The following is a 15,197-nucleotide window of genomic DNA, read 5'->3' as shown; positions in this document are numbered from 1 at the left end:
GGGAAAACCTGGCGCGTCGCGCACAGCGATTTCCGAAGAGGGCCAGATGCGATCCAGCTCGAACCCCAAGTTCACGAAGGCTGTACTGCTCCAGCAGGCGGCGCGGGAATTCGTCGGGCGCGGCGGTGATATCGAGGCCGTGATGGCCAGGAATGGCATCCCGCAGGCGGCGATGCAGGACCCGAACCATCTGGTCGAGGCGACGGCCTTCTATGCCGCACTCGAAGACATGGCCGCCCTCCTGAATGACAACTGTTTCGGTGCCGGGCTTGCGCGAGCCTCGGCGCGCAGCGGCGGCCCAACGGTGCGGTCCTCGATAAAGGGCGCAAGGACACTCGGAGACTTCCTGATCGCTACGACGCTGGACGTCGATCTGCAGTTCGACAACGTCGTCTACTCCCTTCGTATCGGGCCCGAGCTCGCCGTGTTCCAGGTTCACAGGACACGACATGTCGAACGGCCGACGATCCAGGCCGATGCGATAGGCGTCGTGTTCTTCACATCCATGATCGAAGCCTGCCTTGGACCGGCCTTTGACGCTTCGAAGCTGCTGGTCGTCGCACATTCGTTCGATGGCCTGCCCGAGGGTTTCCTGCCCGCCCATGTGCTCATGAGAAGCAAGGACATCGCGCTGTCGATCAGCTTTCCGCCCGCATGGCTCAGGTTGCCGCTTCACGTCGAATGGGAGACTGAAGATACCAGCGGCTACAGCATCAGTGACGCCCCGCAGACCGACACCTTCCCGACCATCATACGGGACCTGATGCGGCAACGACTGTCGTTTCGGGACGACACGCTCGCCGACCTCGCCGCGGCCATCGGTCTTGGCACGCGCAGCCTGCAACGTCTGCTGACGGAGGCCGGAACCTCCTTCCGTGCGATGCGCGATGACCTTCGCGCCGAGGCCGCCGCGAAACTCGTCCAGGGAACCGATCTGCCGTTCAAGGAGATCGCCTCGCGCACCGGGTTCTCCGACGCCGCCGCATTCGGACGAAGCTATCGGCGGTGGACCGGCATGTCACCTGGCGCCCACCGTCGAAGTGCCGCTGGATAGACGGCGGGCGGTCCGGGAAGCGTATCTGAGGGGCGAAGATTCGCTGCTCGCAGAATCGGACGGCCAAAGCGCTCGGGATACGCGCCCGCCCTCAGGAGAACCCCGCGCGGACACGAAACCCCGGAATGCGGATCGCATCGGAGCTATCGCAAGTATCTGAAAGGAAATGGCAGGGGCAGCAGGGTTCGAACCCGCGACCTACGGTTTTGGAGGCAGTTGTCACACATTGTTTCCTAACCGCATTACTGCCAACCGCCGCGAGTTCCAAGCATACTTATCAATACCTTACAGCGCTTTTGCCAAATACAAGTGCGGGTCGAAGCGACCGCGACCAGCAATCGACATATCTGAGGAGAGTGACCCCCCATCGTGGCGCTAGCCGCTTGTACCAACAATGCGCTGTGTCCCGACCTTCGCTGTCCCGCCCTCGCAAGGCGGCAACACCCATCTAACTGCCGTTGTTGCTTCGGCTCACGTCGTTCGCTAGGCGCAGGAGGCGATCGTCCGTCGCGACGTACTTGGCTGTCAGCTAAGTGCATGCAGTTGACAATCGTCGCGCAGGCCGAGCCACGCTAGAAAACAAAGGAAGCAGAACCGTTAACGAGAGTCACAGATAAGTGGAACATCGGCATCCTGCATTGCGACACGCGATAGACGCGCCGCGCCGATCGGTGCGAACACCGATCAGCTTCCAGGCGCGGTTGGATGGAACTTCGTGACAGGTCACTTCAGATCGTGATGTCGCCACGCAGCACTCCTAGAAAATCCTCACTCCCGTAAGCTTACCGTAAGCCTGCTCCGGCATCAGACGACTGAGAGCAGTAGTTGGTAAGAAGAACATGAGCAGTTTCATTCATGCGCAGTCCTCTCGAGGTCGGGAGGTTGCTGATCATGCAGCTTGAGCAGGTCTTTCCACTGGACGTAGGCTGGTCAGACGGGGCCGAATACATATCCTCCGAGTTTCGGCGTGTCTTCTCGGCCCGGGTAGTCATCCCCCCCATCCCTCTGGTCATTGCACGGGGAACCAGTGGTGCCATCCTCGGCGCGGCCGGGATCAGGACCTCCGGAGACGGCTTTTTCTCAGAGACCTACCTCGATCTCACCGTGGAGGACGCGATCTCATCCGCCATCGGGCATCAGGTAGACCGCGCTGACATCATCGAAGTCGTTTCGCTCGCGTGTTCCGCGTCCTATGCGGCCCTCCCGCTGATCCAGGGCATCACGTCCATCGGCCGGACACTTGGTTGCCGCTGCGGAGTTTTCACGGCGACCAGACCGCTGATGCGCCTCCTGTCCCGCACCCACACGCCCCTCTTTCGGATTGCGCCGGCACTAGCCAATCGCGTTCCCGATCCGGAGCGCTGGGGGAGCTACTACACGACAGATCCGTGGGTCTGCGCGATGCCGGACCTCGAACACCCCCTAGATTTTCTTCCCGCGGGCGCAGAGCGCCGATTCAAAGAGTATCGCCCATGCTGACCGTCTTACGTGCCCTTCAAACCCAAGCAGGTGAACGTCCGGATGCCCTTGCCTTCATCTCGAACCGGGAGAGTGTGACCTGGGCCGAGCTTGAGCAGCGCGTCACAATTGCCGCCGCCGGTTTTCTCGATGGCGGAGATCGTGTTGCGTTGAAGCTGGAGGGCATCAACGCCGTCATAGGAGAGCTGGCCGCCACTGCTGCGGGACGGACCATCGTGCCTGTGCCGGGCTTTTTTTCGGATCAACAGGTTGCGCATCTTGTGCGCCAGTCTGATGCCTCGCTGGTCAGCGAACTGCCCGCGGCAGATGGCCCGATGCCGGACCTGTCGAAGAACTCTACCCGCATCATCTTCACTTCCGGGACGACCGGTCAGCCGAAGGGCGTTGTCCTTGGTGCGGCGCAAGTCGAGGCGTCGCTCCTCGCTCTGAACGCCGCGCTGAAGCCTGATCTGGACGATCGGTACCTCTCGATGCTGCCACAGGCACAGCTACTCGAACAGATCTGCGGCATCTTCATGCCGGTGCTGGCAGGAGCAACGACCATAATCTGCACCGAGGGGCAGTCACTGCTCTGGGGCGGTGATGCGAGCGCATTCGCTCGCACCGCACTGATGGCGGCTCCGACGATAACGGTTCTTTCTCCTCGGCAGCTCGCACTCTGGGTCGCGGCGGTCCATGCAGGCACGCCAGCCCCGAAAACGCTCCGCTACGTGGCCGTCGGCGGCGCCCCAACGGCGCCCGAACTGTTACACGAAGCCCGGTCCCTCGGGATACCGGCACACGCCGGATATGGCCTGTCAGAGGCCTGCTCAGTCGTGGCTCTCTCCAGACCGGGCGACCCGGTTGACGGCAGCGCAGGGCAGGTACTCGAAGGCATCGATGTTGAGATCGTGAATGGCGAAATCGTGGTGTCGGGTCCAACCGTAATGGACGGATACCTTGGCCGCGATCCGGTAGAACGGCGCTGGCATACCGGAGATCTCGGGCGGATCGAGCGCGGGCGGCTGTGGATCGAAGGCCGGCGCGACGCGATGATCGTCTGTTCAAACGGTCGCAACATCGCGCCTGAATGGGTGGAGGCAGAGGCACTTGCCGACCCTGCTATCCTCGCCGCCGCGCTGATTGCCGATAACGACGACCTTGTCCTCGCCCTGTTTCCGGTGGCTCCCTTCGATGTCCACGCGCTTCAGACACGGCTCGCCGCACTGCCGACTTATGCGCGTCCCTCCTGTATCGAAATCCTCGACCCCAGTCACCCAGGCCTCGTCCGGGGTCCCGGCTTGACCGACCGTCGGGCGGTGGCAGCAATTCTGAAGACCGCGGAGGCGCGCGCCGCCGGGCAAAAAGCAACAACCAATGAAATGCAAGGGGCCGAGTCATGAACGAACGTATTGTCCTCATTACTGGCGCTGGATCGGGCATCGGTCGTGCCCTCGCGCTGGAAGCAGACAGACGTGACCATCGCGTCGTTTTGGTTGGCCGCCGGGCCGCCGCTCTGGAGGAGACAGCTGCGCAGCTGACGCGCCAGGACGTCGTCAAGGTTCCGGCCGACATCATCACAGCCGAAGGCCGCTTGGCTGCCGTCGCCGCGGTGAAGGAAATCGGGGGTCTCGATGTCCTTGTTAACAACGCAGGTCTGGTCCTGTCAGGACCGTTGGCAGGCAGCAGGGACGACGATATCGAACGCCTGCTGATGACCAACGTGGCCGCGCCCATTGCCCTCAGCCGTGAGTTGCTCCCGATGCTCGTGGCGCGCCGGGGTCAGGTGGTGAACATGGGGTCGATGTTCGGCGATATCGCCTTCCCGTACTTCACAGCTTATTCGGCAAGCAAGTTCGCGCTCCGCGGGTTTTCAGATGCACTACGGCGCGAAGTCAAACGGCACGGTGTTGACGTGACCTACCTTGCACCCCGCGCGACGCGAACCGCCGCCGCGGACGACTTCGCGGCCTTGGTCGAACCAATGGGCATGGTCCTCGACGCGCCGGAAGCCGTGGCGGCCCACGCCTGGCGCGCCATAGAAAGTCGCAAGTCCACACAGTATCCGGCCAGCCGCGAACGCCTGTTCGTTGCATTGCAACGCCTGCGGCCCCGCCTAATCGATAACGCCCTGTCAAAAATGGCCGCCGATCCGCGTGTCGCACGCGCCGCCGGAAGCCGGGATTGACTCCGATCCAGAGGTGAAAACATGACCTACAACGTTCTGCGCCGCGCCGCGTTTGACGGCGGACTCGCCAACGAAGCCCTTTTGACCGCCATCCGGGCAGATCTTGCCCGCGATGGCTGGACCTTGCTGCGCGGCTTCGCTCCCGATATGCGCGCCTTTTCTGACCTAGTCGGTCGTTTGTGCCAGCGGGTCACTTTCGATCCGGCACGCAGCCATACCAGTGAGAAGACCCAGATGGTTGATGCTGGACTTGGCCCCATCGGCTTGCACGTGGAGAATGGCAATACACCGCGATGCCCCGATATCGTCTCCTTCTTCGCTGAGCGCGCAGCTTTCGAAGGTTCTCAGACAACAATCTGTGACGGGGCAGCGCTGTATGATGCGATGTCGGAACGGGACAAAGCCCGCTGGTCTCAGGCAATGACCGTTGAACGTCGCCTGCCGGAACTACTTTGGAAGCGATACCTAGCAAACGAGCACCCTGCCCTTTCGAACCCCGAGGAGGTTCGGATGGAGCATATCCTGCAGTTTCAGCAGGCCGTGCCCGGCCAGACCTTCGACCTGCACGACGACGGTTCGCTCACCTATCGTCTGACTGTCGCGCCGGTGCGGAGGTCAGCCTTCGGCGGAGAGCATCTCGCATTCGCGAATGCCGTGCTCGGCCCCTCGCACAACTACGAAGCCCCGCGTTACACGTTGGCCGACGGTTCTCCGGTGACACTTGACGAGATCGAAGACCTCCGCGGCCAAGCCGAGGAGCATACCAACGAAATCAATTGGCAGGACGGCGACATCGCAGTCCTGGACAACACCCGCGTGATGCACGGCCGCCGCGCCATCGTGGACGTCGAGCGCACACTTTTCATTGGAATGGGCTCGCTCTGAGCCTCGCAGAAGGATACGCAAGATGCAGAACCCCACCTTTGCAGGACTGCTGGCCGCAGCACTATCTCTTACTGTCGGACTGCCCGCCTCGGCCGCGCCAGCCAGCGGAAGCCAAACCTATGACGTTATCCGCAAGGGCAAGGACATTGGCGACCAGGTCATTCACTTCCAGTCCAGCGGCGACACGCTGACTGTCACTCTAGTGACGGATGTGTCGGTCAAGGTCCTCGGCATTGAGGCCTATGGGTTTCACCAGAAGTCTGTCGAGAATTGGAACAGCGGGCACCTTGCAACGCTGTCGTCCCACACCGATGACAATGGCAAGACGCATGATATCAACGTCAAGGGCGACGGACTGGTCCCCGCGAGCCTCTGGAACGAACAGGTCGCACAGAACGGAACCCTCCTGAACACGATCGACGGCAGCAAGATGAAGGTATCCGTCAAGAAAGTCGGCACGGAAGCCATCACCGCTGGAGGTCAGCAGGTACCGGCAACCCACTACCGTCTGTCAGGCGATCTTGAACGAGACCTCTGGTACGACGCAGATGGCCGGCTGGTGCACGTCGCCATGAAAGGAGAGGATGGCTCCCAAGTCGATTATGTCCTTCGTTGACACGGCTACACAGAGTGTAGTTGGCACCGAGCCTTCAACTTGCTGGAGATTTCGAGCTCAAGAGGCGTGTACCAACTGGGAAGATATCGCGCGAACAGTAGCCCTTTTTCAGTCGGTTCTCTGGATTCATTTGATGGTCCTATGAGATGGTTCTTAACCGGTCTTTGCAGCTGAAGTCGCTATACCCCTTATACCGTGCAAAGACCGCGCCACTCGGCGAGCTGGGGCGGGAAAATTCCGAAAACTTGCTCGGGAGTAGTTCTTCCGCTCCGAGTAGAAGTGGTTGAAAACTAAAGCGCCCCCGGTTCTGTAGAAAACTGCCTCGTTCACTGTCTGCTGTCTGCTCTCGTAGTCAACCGTTGCCCAGAAAGCGATTTGCGAAGCAAGTCCGGTGAAAGGGGCGACATCAGGCCATTGTTCGTGTGCACGCGCTCCGATCTGTAAAAGAGTTTGACTTAGTCGAAGTCGTCCTTCTTGGCTTCGTCACGACCGATCGGCGATTTGGAAGCCGGATGGGGAGCATGGCCTCTGAACACCAATGAGTTAGCAAGAAACAAGACGTGCTACTTCCCTTCTTGGTCATGAGCATATCAATCGGCGCTAGCGAAAAATCGAAGACATAGAGGCAGGGGCTGTTTCACGTCGACAAGTAACTTTCGAGGGAGAGCAGTTCATAGATGCTCCTCTGAAAGGCCCGGCACTTCCGACAACTAGGCCGCGTCCCGGGGGGCCCTTATTGATCCCCATCGGTGCCGACATGTCAGCCGCCACCGCATAGACAAAGCGTGGCCCTCGCAAATGCGCCGCGCGCACGCAAAAGATGATAACGAAGTAATAGCCAGCCCCGATCCGAACGGAGAGCCCGCAAGTTGGACAACACCTTCCCCGACCGGATGAAGGCAATCGTCCTGATCATTGCCTTGGGAGGTCTCGTCGCAGGCGGCCTCCTCTGGCTGACAGGACGGCACGACCTCGCCAACATCACATGGTTTGTCTGCGTGCTTCCCGCGCTGCTGTCGCTGGTAGTCGAGGTCCTGCGCGCCATCGCCCGGGAGGAAGTCGGGCTCGACATCATCGCGGCGGTCTCCATGTCTTTCGCCCTCGCGTTCGGAGAAACGCTGGCTGCCGCCGTGGTCGCGGTCATGTATTCCGGCGGAACATTCCTGGAGAGCTTTGCCGAGGGCCGCGCCCGTCGCGAAATGCTCGCCCTGTTGGCGAGAGTCCCCCGCACGGCGATGCGCAAGCGCGACGGGACCTTGGAAGAGATCCCGCTGGACGAGGTCGAACCGGGAGATCTCCTGCTGATCCGCCAGGGCGACGTGGTGCCGGTCGATGGTACGGTGAACTCGGCAAAGGCCTTCATCGACACCTCGGCCCTGACCGGCGAGTCGATGCCGGTGTCCACGCTCGAAGGTACCGAGGTAATGAGCGGCTCCACCAATGCCGGCGATGCCTTCGAGATCGTGACCCTGCGGCGCGCCTCCGAGAGCACCTATGCGGGGATCATTCGTCTCGTCGAAGACGCGCAGCGGTCAAAGGCCCCCATGTCTCGCCTCGCCGACCGCTGGTCGCTGGGGTTCCTGGCAGTCACGCTGCTCATCGCCCTCGGCGCCTGGTGGATGACCGACGACCCGATCCGGGCCGTCGCGGTTCTGGTGGTCGCCACGCCCTGCCCGCTGATCCTTGCGGTTCCGGTCGCGCTGGTCGCCGGCCTGTCGAGGGCTGCGCAGTATGGCGTGCTCATCAAGGGTGCGGCGCCGCTCGAGACCATGGCCCGCATTAAGACCCTGATCCTCGACAAGACCGGCACGCTGACTGACGGTCGCCCGCAGATCGTGTCGATCCACTCCCACGGCGCGTTCAGCGACGACGAAGTCCTGCGCCTTGCGGCCTCGCTCGATCAGGCGTCGAAACACCCGGTGGCCCAGGCCATGGTCACCGCGGCCCAGTCCCGTGGCCTGGTCCTGTCCCTGCCCTCCGAGGTCGCCGAGATCCCCGGTGAGGGAGTCGTCGGAGGCATCGACGGCCATCGCGTGATGGTCGGGGGCGACACCTTCGTCGCGCGCCGGATCGGTCGGACAAGCGATGACCAGCCTCCGCAGGAGGTCGGCGCGGTGATCGTCGCGGTAGCCGTCGACGGGCATACCGCGGGCCACTTGGTGATGGCCGACCCCCTGCGCGAGGGCTCGCAGCAGATGCTCGCACGCTTGCGCAACCAAGGCGTCGAACGCATCCTGCTGGCGACCGGAGACCGCGTCGAGGTGGCTCGCAGGGTCACCGAGGGGCTCGGACTCGACGGCCTCCGCGCCGGGCTGACCCCCGACCAGAAGGTGCTTCTTGTGTTGACCGAGCGCAAAAACCGACCAGTCATGATGGTGGGCGACGGGGTGAACGACGCCCCTGCACTCGCCGCCGCCGATGTCGGCGTCGCCATGGGAGCCCGCGGGGCCGCCGCCTCGGCTGAAGCGGCGGACGTGGTGCTGCTGGTCGACCGGGTCGACCGACTGCTGCCCGGCATCGAGATCGCCCAGGCCGCGCGCCGTATCGCCCTGCAGAGCGTCGTGGCCGGGATCGGCCTCTCGGTGATTGGGATGGTGGTCGCCGCCCTCGGTCACCTGACACCCGTCGAGGGCGCAGTCCTGCAGGAGGCCATCGACGTGGCTGTGATCCTGAACGCGCTGCGTGCCCTGAGGATCAGACCGGAAGCCCCTTCGGGCGATGCCGCGACTTAGGCCGCGCACCCGATCTCCGACTGTCATTGACTTCCATCAAGGTGGGCAATGACCAGGTCGGCGACAACAGCACCGGGAGGCCGGTCCGCCGGACTCGAACGGCCGGTAAATGGGAGGGAATGACCAGATGAAGCTCACCTTTCACGGTGCTGCCCGGCAGGTGACCGGCTCGTGTCACCTCATCGAGGCCGCGGGCAAACTAATCCTGATCGACTGCGGCATGTTCCAGGGGTCCCATGAACTCTATGACGACAACGCCAGCGACTTTGGCTTCGACCCCCGGCAGATTGATCTGCTACTGCTGACCCATGCCCATCTCGACCACTGCGGCCGCATCCCGCTGCTGGTCAAGCGCGGCTTCACCGGAGAAATCATCTCGACCTCGGCCACCCGTGACCTTGCCCGGCTTGTGATGTTGGACGCGGCACACCTCCAGGAAGAGGAAGCGCGGCACCAGCATCGCCACGGCAAGCGCGGCGGCCACTACGAGGCGCTCTATGATGCGGTCGATGCGCTCGACGCGGCGGGGCAGTTCGGGCGGGTGGCGACCTACCGCGAGCGCATCCAGCTGTGTCCCGGCGTTGCCGCCACCTTTCACGACGCCGGTCACATCCTCGGTTCGGCCTCGATCCTCCTGGAGCTGACCGAGGGAGACCAGCAGCGCAGGGTCCTGTTCTCCGGCGACATCGGCTCCTACGGGCGCGCCCTTCTGAACGATCCCGACCCGCCGCAGGACCTCGACACCGTCGTCATGGAGACCACCTATGGAGACCGCGACCACCGCACGTTGGAAGCGTCGATCGGCGAGTTCCACGATGTGCTGAGCGAAGCGGCCGATCGCGGTGGCAATGTCATCATTCCGACCTTCGCGCTTGAACGTGCGCAGGAACTTCTCTGGTACCTGCGCCTCGGGATCGAGAGTGGCGTCATCGAGAGCGGACAAAGCATCTACCTGGATTCCCCGATGGCCGTCTCGGCCACCCGGATTTTTGCCCGCCATCCGGAGGCGATGCGCCCCGAACTGGCTCGCATGATCCACGACGGCGAGGACCCCTTCAGGATTCCCGGCCTCCATTTCACCCGGGACGCTTCGGACTCCATGGCGCTGAACCATGTCCGGTCCGGGGCGATCATCATGGCCGGTTCAGGTATGTGCACCGGCGGCCGTATTCGCCATCACCTGCGCCACAACCTGTCCCATGCCGACTGCAGTGTGATCTTCGTCGGCTATGCCGCAGAGGGAACTCTGGCGCGGCGGCTAATTGACGGGGCCGGCAGAGTAAAGCTCTTCGGCGACGAGATCCCTGTCCGGGCGAGCCTGCACACCGTCAACGGGTTTTCCGCACATGCGGGACGTGGCGGACTACTCGAATGGCACAGGAGCCTCAGGGGCCCCCGGCAGACGTTCCTGGTGCACGGCGAGCACACGGCGATGGACAGCTTTGCCCGGTCCTTGGACGGGCAAGTGGTCCGGACACCGAACATGGGGCAGACATTCGAACTCTAACCGCCCGCGCTACCCCATAACGCGGGGCAACGCTGAAATGCGCGCGGCGGCAACGGCCCAGCAGGCGGGACAGACAGGCAGCGGACATGAGGCACATTGCGTTCATACTGGCGTACCTTCTGGTGGTGTCCCTCCCGCTGGTCCTGTCCTGGCAACTCGGGTGGCCGCCTCGTACCTTCCACCAGGAGCTCGCCACCGCCCTCGGTATCGTCGCCTTTGCAATGATCCTCGTGGAATTCATGCTCTCCGGCCGCTTCAAGAGGGTATCGAACGGGATCGGCATGGACCTGACCATGCGGTTCCATCAGGTAATGGCCCGGCTGGCGCTGGTCTTTGCGATCCTTCATCCCCTGCTCTATCAGGGCACCCCAGCCGATGGCCCGCACCCCTGGGACCCGACCCGGCAGCTGACCATAACGACCGATCTCCCCTATCTCGCCACAGGTGTCCTTGGCTTCCTCCTACTGCCCGCCCTGTTCCTTATGGCCATCGGCCGCGTCCAGCTCGGTTACCGGTACGAGACCTGGCGCCTGACCCATGGGGTGTTCGCCCTGATCATCGTTCTTCTGGTCCTCCACCACGCGGTCTATGCCGGGCGCTATGCCTCGCAGCCGCTGCTGACCTGGACCTGGATCGGAATGGCAGGCATCGCCATCGGGTCGCTGCTGGTCGTGTACCTGCGCGGCTCGGTCCTGGGCCGGGCCCGCCCATGGCGGGTTCGTTCGGTCACGCAACTGACACCCCGGCAATGGCAGGTCACCCTGACGCCGAACGGCCACACGGGTATCGACTTCGAGGCCGGGCAGTTCGTTTGGCTGAAACTCGGCCACCAGATACGCCCGCTGCAGGAACATCCCTTTTCCATCTGCTCCGCCCCGGCATCCGGGCCGGACGTCAGCTTCATGATCAAGGAACTGGGCGATTTCACCCGCGCTATCGGGCAGATCGCGCCGGGAACACTGGCCCACATCGACGGCCCCTTTGGCAACATGACCATCACAGATCGAAGCGAACCGGGTGTCGCCCTGATCGCAGGCGGCGTGGGTCTTGCGCCTCTGCTCAGCATTCTGCGGCAGATGCGCCTCATGGAAGACCTAAGGCCGCGCAGACTGATCTACGGGAACCGCACCCTGGACCAGATCGCCTATCGCGAGGAACTCGAAACCGAGGACGTGACCCATGTCCTGTCGGAACCACCCGAGGATTGGGCCGGTGAGATCGGCTTCATCGACGAGGCTCTGCTCGACCGCTGCTTCTCGCCTGAGGAATTCGAGAACTGGCTCTTTGTCATCTGCGGCCCGACCGCAATGATGGAGCTCGTCGAGGACCACTTACTCGAACGAGGAACCCCGTCGAACCGCATACTATCGGAGCGTTTCGCCTATGACTGATCCCTTCCGCTCCACGAGCTTCCGGCGACGGTTCAGTATATCAACCCGGGTGGTGGCATTCCTGCTCTGCCTGCTCGTTTTCGCTTTCGCCATACGCTGAGCGCACCTCTGCCCCAACGTGGCTCATCTTCACATAACCTGCGGCACCGGTCGGTGCAGTTCTGTCAAACGCGCGGCTTGAGGTATCGATCACGCGCGGCCCTTTCCGGCCGTGGCCATCATGATGCTGACCGTTTTCGAAGCGGACGACGATTTGCTCGCGGCGTTGAAAGCTGGTGCGCGAGGCCGAGATTTTGCGCCACCTCGCCTTCGGCCGGAACAACAAGGAGATCGCCGGTGCCCTTGAGCTACAGGAGGAGACGATCAAGAATTACACGACGAACATCCTCAAAAAGCTGCAGGTGCGGAACTGCGTAGGAGCCGCGCTCAAAGCTCGCGAACTTAGTCTGTCCTGAACTCCGGCGGGTTGCTCGGGATTGACCGAAGCCGCTGTTGGTCGATTTGGCAGCGAAGGTTTGTTGTCAGTTCTTCTATTCGATCTATGCCGAAATGCTGCACGCGCATGAGTATCGCGTTTGCGCAGGAAGCGGACATAGCAACCAGGAGGTCGGCCCCCGGCCTGACTGACACAACCGGCCCTGAACGGACATTCGCCAGGTTGGGTCTCGCCGCGGCGCAGCCTCCCCATACCGGACATCGGTGGCATCGTGCAGCATGGACTGACAACCCAACGTCAGCAGAGCGGACAAACCCGACCTTGGATTTTCAGTCTTCGCTGCCGCAGCATTTGCTTGCACGTGCGGCACACCAATCGACGCGGCGCAGCGGATGTCGCGAGACCGGCCATTCGTGGGTGCCAATTTCGCTTGGATCGAAACAGTGCTTTCGTTGCGTCTTGGTTTGGCCATCGAGACGCGGGACTTGGCTGCCTCTCAAACATAGTGCAGCGAGGTCTGCTTAGAAAATTCGATAAGCACCGAAAATGTGGGCTTTGGTTCGAAGATCCGCACTGGTTGTTTCTGGCGAAAATCCAAGTTTGACGAGAACTTAGTCACCTAACTCAGTCAATGTAGCTGATGATCTTTTCTCCTCGGAACCTATAACGTTCGCAAAGCCTAGACAATTCTGGAAGAACTCGACCTGACCAGAACTGATAGTGCTGATCAGCTCTTGAAGACCAAAAAGTCCCAGCAAGAACATCTGGCACTACACGAAATTCCGTGGATAGAGAACACACACGCGGCCACAGTTTTCCTGCAAGTACAAGACCTGCTGTTAGTTCTGCCGTCTGCATGGATTTTGGCTTCAACTTTTGATCAACAATTGACGTCATCAAAACAGACAGACGATCAGGCATGAGAAGATGGTGCTGTCCACCATGTTCACGCAGCCGCAAGACCCCTTTGCTCACGGATGCGTAGTAATCCTCGCCACAATCGTTTAATTCAAATGTATTCCAACTGGCAAATAGCATCTGAAGACCCAGAAGAATGGCCGCATATGAAGCTGACTGACTTTTAAACGAGTTCCCAAGATAATTACCGTCGTTTTGCGTATGAAGCAGCAGTGTGGATAGTGAGGAAAAATCGGCTATGGTTTCAGCACACAAGATCAGCTCGCGACGGTTGGAACTCGAGATTTCACTTTTCCTCTCTCCAAGATAGGCTCTCGGACCATTATCACAAAATAACTCAACATGTCCAAATATGATGTGGTGCAGCTCGTGATTTAGGACAAATGCATGAAGAATGTTCGAAATATAGAGAACATCGGGAAAGAAATCTGTCTGCTCGTCAATAATCATTGATATTTTCTGTAGAATACTAAAGTTGTACGGATTCCCTTCTGACAGAAGATGCCACTTATTATTGCAAATGAGCTGAAAGTGCGGTGCTAAATCTTCTGCGACATCACCATTTCTCATTATAAGCGCACAAAATATGGACACTTCTGCGATCAGGGCTGTCATCCCAAGATCGTGGCCCATATAAAACTGTTCTTCATCAACAGTAGCGAACGCGTTGAAGTCATACGACTCGACAACTTCACATGAGGCTAAAAATTGCCTCCCATTCTGATTAACAAGTCCTTCAAGGCCCAAAAGTTGCTGTTGGAAAGTTCTTTGAGCGTGAGCGCAATAAGGATCTTGATGCATCGGGAATGGGGCCCCGAACGAATTGACAAAACGAGAACTTTCGCCAGTAAATGCCGAAGAAAACGTCATAGCCCCATGGCATCCATGGGATCTTCGCAGAAGCGCTCAACACCAATTTTTGCGATTGCTTGGAGGCAAACGTATAAGCCTGGAACTTGTGAGACGCCTACAAAGATCTCTGCCAATGCAGTAATCACATTGGCTTCCGACGACGACACTTTCTCTAAAATTTCCTTCTTGTAAGGGCAAATCTTAGATTTCAACATCTCAACGGCGATGAAAATCAAGCGATCCCTATTTGGACGGCGAGCCCCCAACGAGGTACGTGTAAACAAATCAGCGCCAACTTCGGCCAAAGCCTCGTGAATATCAGTATCTGTCATCTAGAATAACGCACCCTTTTTTAGTTTGTGAGCTCAACATCGCCTCATAGCATACAAGTTGGACTATATGGTTGATCAAACCTTACAAACAAACTCTACTGCATAGCTTAATCCATAGAAAGCCCACGAACACAGCTCAACGCAAGAAATCACGGGTATCTGCTCTTGGCGCTGCTTGGCATTTAGATCATCGATCCGCTTTTCTACCGCTGCTGTCATTTTCGCCCTGAGGGTCGCGCGCCTGGTCAACCGTCTGAATGGCCGGGTTTCCCACCGCCTTGCAGCGTCTAAGAGAACGCACTTGCGGCGATCTTAGTGCTGCATGCGCACGCAGCGAGAAATAGTAATGACCGCCTTGGGCTCCAAGCGGTCATGCGGCGCTGCGGCGGACCGCCGAACCACCCAGGCGTAGCAACATGACGCTTCCGGCCCTGACCTGCCGTTCGCCTAGATCTCCAACGCCGCAGGGCAGCTTCCCCAAACCGGACTTTTACAGGACCGCGCAGCGTCGCCCAGGAGCCAGAAATCCGCAGTGCGGACGAAGCGGACGGGCTCCGCTGACAGATGAACGTCTGCTTTAGTGATCACTGGCAATACGGAAGTATTACTTCTCAACAAGTGCCGTGATCAGAAGTGGATGACTGACTGCCTTCTTGTCGATCAGGGCTTGGGGGGAAATACTCTTCGTTTGAAGATCGCCAAGTTCACTCGCGGTGATGCCGATTATCTGTAAAAAGTCCAAGCGTCCGTGCGGGGTGTCCGTCGAGACAAGTTCCGGGTCATTGCAAAAGACAATGGCGGTTTTGTCGGTTGATGAACCTGCCCTGA

The 15,197-nt window shown here is 60.3% G+C and carries 13 protein-coding genes; 10 read left to right on the top strand and 3 right to left on the bottom strand.

Translation table 11 applies throughout. From position 1 onward, the window contains the following. Positions 1-46: 46 nt before the first annotated feature. The 10 genes from DDT93_RS24895 to DDT93_RS24850 all read left to right on the top strand — a co-directional run bounded on the left by DDT93_RS24895 (position 47) and on the right by DDT93_RS24850 (position 12,286). A complete protein-coding gene (locus DDT93_RS24895) occupies positions 47-1,054 on the top strand; it encodes an AraC family transcriptional regulator (RefSeq protein ID WP_109468631.1) in 1,008 nt (335 codons plus the stop codon). 891 nt (positions 1,055-1,945) lie between these two features. Further along, entirely contained in the window at positions 1,946-2,533 is a 588-nt protein-coding gene (locus DDT93_RS24890) for a thermostable hemolysin (protein ID WP_157960290.1), read from the top strand. Beyond that, on the top strand, positions 2,527-3,915 hold the full coding sequence (locus DDT93_RS24885; protein WP_109468629.1) for an AMP-binding protein: 1,389 nt from the start codon (positions 2,527-2,529) through the stop codon (positions 3,913-3,915). The genes DDT93_RS24890 and DDT93_RS24885 overlap by 7 nt, the downstream gene beginning before the upstream one ends. Continuing rightward, positions 3,912-4,700, top strand: a complete 789-nt coding sequence (locus DDT93_RS24880) for an SDR family NAD(P)-dependent oxidoreductase (protein ID WP_109468628.1) — start codon at positions 3,912-3,914, stop codon at positions 4,698-4,700. The genes DDT93_RS24885 and DDT93_RS24880 overlap by 4 nt, the downstream gene beginning before the upstream one ends. Before the next feature lie 21 nt (positions 4,701-4,721). Next, positions 4,722-5,585 (top strand): TauD/TfdA family dioxygenase, encoded by an 864-nt coding sequence (locus DDT93_RS24875; protein ID WP_109468627.1) that lies wholly within the window; start codon positions 4,722-4,724, stop codon positions 5,583-5,585. Between the two features lie 22 nt (positions 5,586-5,607). Next, positions 5,608-6,201 (top strand): DUF6134 family protein, encoded by a 594-nt coding sequence (locus tag DDT93_RS24870; protein WP_109468626.1) that lies wholly within the window; start codon positions 5,608-5,610, stop codon positions 6,199-6,201. Between the two features lie 893 nt (positions 6,202-7,094). Beyond that, positions 7,095-8,933 (top strand): heavy metal translocating P-type ATPase, encoded by a 1,839-nt coding sequence (locus DDT93_RS24865; protein WP_109468697.1) that lies wholly within the window; start codon positions 7,095-7,097, stop codon positions 8,931-8,933. 127 nt (positions 8,934-9,060) lie between these two features. Beyond that, entirely contained in the window at positions 9,061-10,440 is a 1,380-nt protein-coding gene (locus tag DDT93_RS24860) for an MBL fold metallo-hydrolase (protein ID WP_109468625.1), read from the top strand. 86 nt (positions 10,441-10,526) lie between these two features. Then, entirely contained in the window at positions 10,527-11,831 is a 1,305-nt protein-coding gene (locus DDT93_RS24855) for a ferredoxin reductase family protein (RefSeq protein ID WP_109468624.1), read from the top strand. A 275-nt stretch (positions 11,832-12,106) separates the two neighbouring features. After that, complete coding sequence (locus DDT93_RS24850; RefSeq protein WP_232825568.1) at positions 12,107-12,286, top strand: response regulator transcription factor; 180 nt, start codon at positions 12,107-12,109, stop codon at positions 12,284-12,286. Positions 12,287-12,891: 605 nt separating this feature from the next. On the opposite strand, the gene DDT93_RS26630 is transcribed toward DDT93_RS24850, so the two are convergent. The 3 genes from DDT93_RS26630 to DDT93_RS24845 all read right to left on the bottom strand — a co-directional run. Continuing rightward, positions 12,892-14,055: a hypothetical protein gene (locus DDT93_RS26630; RefSeq protein ID WP_157960289.1), complete on the bottom strand. Its 1,164-nt coding sequence runs from the start codon at positions 14,053-14,055 to the stop codon at positions 12,892-12,894. Continuing rightward, a complete protein-coding gene (locus DDT93_RS26625; RefSeq protein WP_157960288.1) occupies positions 14,052-14,369 on the bottom strand; it encodes a hypothetical protein in 318 nt (105 codons plus the stop codon). Before DDT93_RS26625 ends, DDT93_RS26630 begins: the two co-directional genes overlap by 4 nt. Positions 14,370-14,973: 604 nt before the next feature. After that, positions 14,974-15,197, bottom strand: a 224-nt coding sequence (locus tag DDT93_RS24845; protein WP_198654968.1) for a suppressor of fused domain protein, incomplete at its 5' end; no start/stop codon positions are given.

The organism is Albibacillus kandeliae (genome assembly GCF_003116585.1).
In the GTDB taxonomy this organism is placed as follows: Bacteria; Pseudomonadota; Alphaproteobacteria; order Rhodobacterales; family Rhodobacteraceae; genus Albibacillus; species Albibacillus kandeliae.
The sequence above is the reverse complement of the archived record's forward strand: the minus strand, read 5'-3'. Positions and strand labels throughout refer to the sequence as shown.

Bases quoted from the DNA above. Each gene is read 5' to 3' on its own strand.
- DDT93_RS24895 (WP_109468631.1), top strand. From the start codon at position 47: ATGCGATCCAGCTCGAACCCCAAGTTCACGAAGGCTGTACTGCTCCAG.
- DDT93_RS24890 (WP_157960290.1), top strand. From the start codon at position 1,946: ATGCAGCTTGAGCAGGTCTTTCCACTGGACGTAGGCTGGTCAGACGGG.
- DDT93_RS24885 (WP_109468629.1), top strand. From the start codon at position 2,527: ATGCTGACCGTCTTACGTGCCCTTCAAACCCAAGCAGGTGAACGTCCG.
- DDT93_RS24880 (WP_109468628.1), top strand. From the start codon at position 3,912: ATGAACGAACGTATTGTCCTCATTACTGGCGCTGGATCGGGCATCGGT.
- DDT93_RS24875 (WP_109468627.1), top strand. From the start codon at position 4,722: ATGACCTACAACGTTCTGCGCCGCGCCGCGTTTGACGGCGGACTCGCC.
- DDT93_RS24870 (WP_109468626.1), top strand. From the start codon at position 5,608: ATGCAGAACCCCACCTTTGCAGGACTGCTGGCCGCAGCACTATCTCTT.
- DDT93_RS24865 (WP_109468697.1), top strand. From the start codon at position 7,095: ATGAAGGCAATCGTCCTGATCATTGCCTTGGGAGGTCTCGTCGCAGGC.
- DDT93_RS24860 (WP_109468625.1), top strand. From the start codon at position 9,061: ATGAAGCTCACCTTTCACGGTGCTGCCCGGCAGGTGACCGGCTCGTGT.
- DDT93_RS24855 (WP_109468624.1), top strand. From the start codon at position 10,527: ATGAGGCACATTGCGTTCATACTGGCGTACCTTCTGGTGGTGTCCCTC.
- DDT93_RS26630 (WP_157960289.1), bottom strand. From the start codon at position 14,055: ATGACGTTTTCTTCGGCATTTACTGGCGAAAGTTCTCGTTTTGTCAAT.
- DDT93_RS26625 (WP_157960288.1), bottom strand. From the start codon at position 14,369: ATGACAGATACTGATATTCACGAGGCTTTGGCCGAAGTTGGCGCTGAT.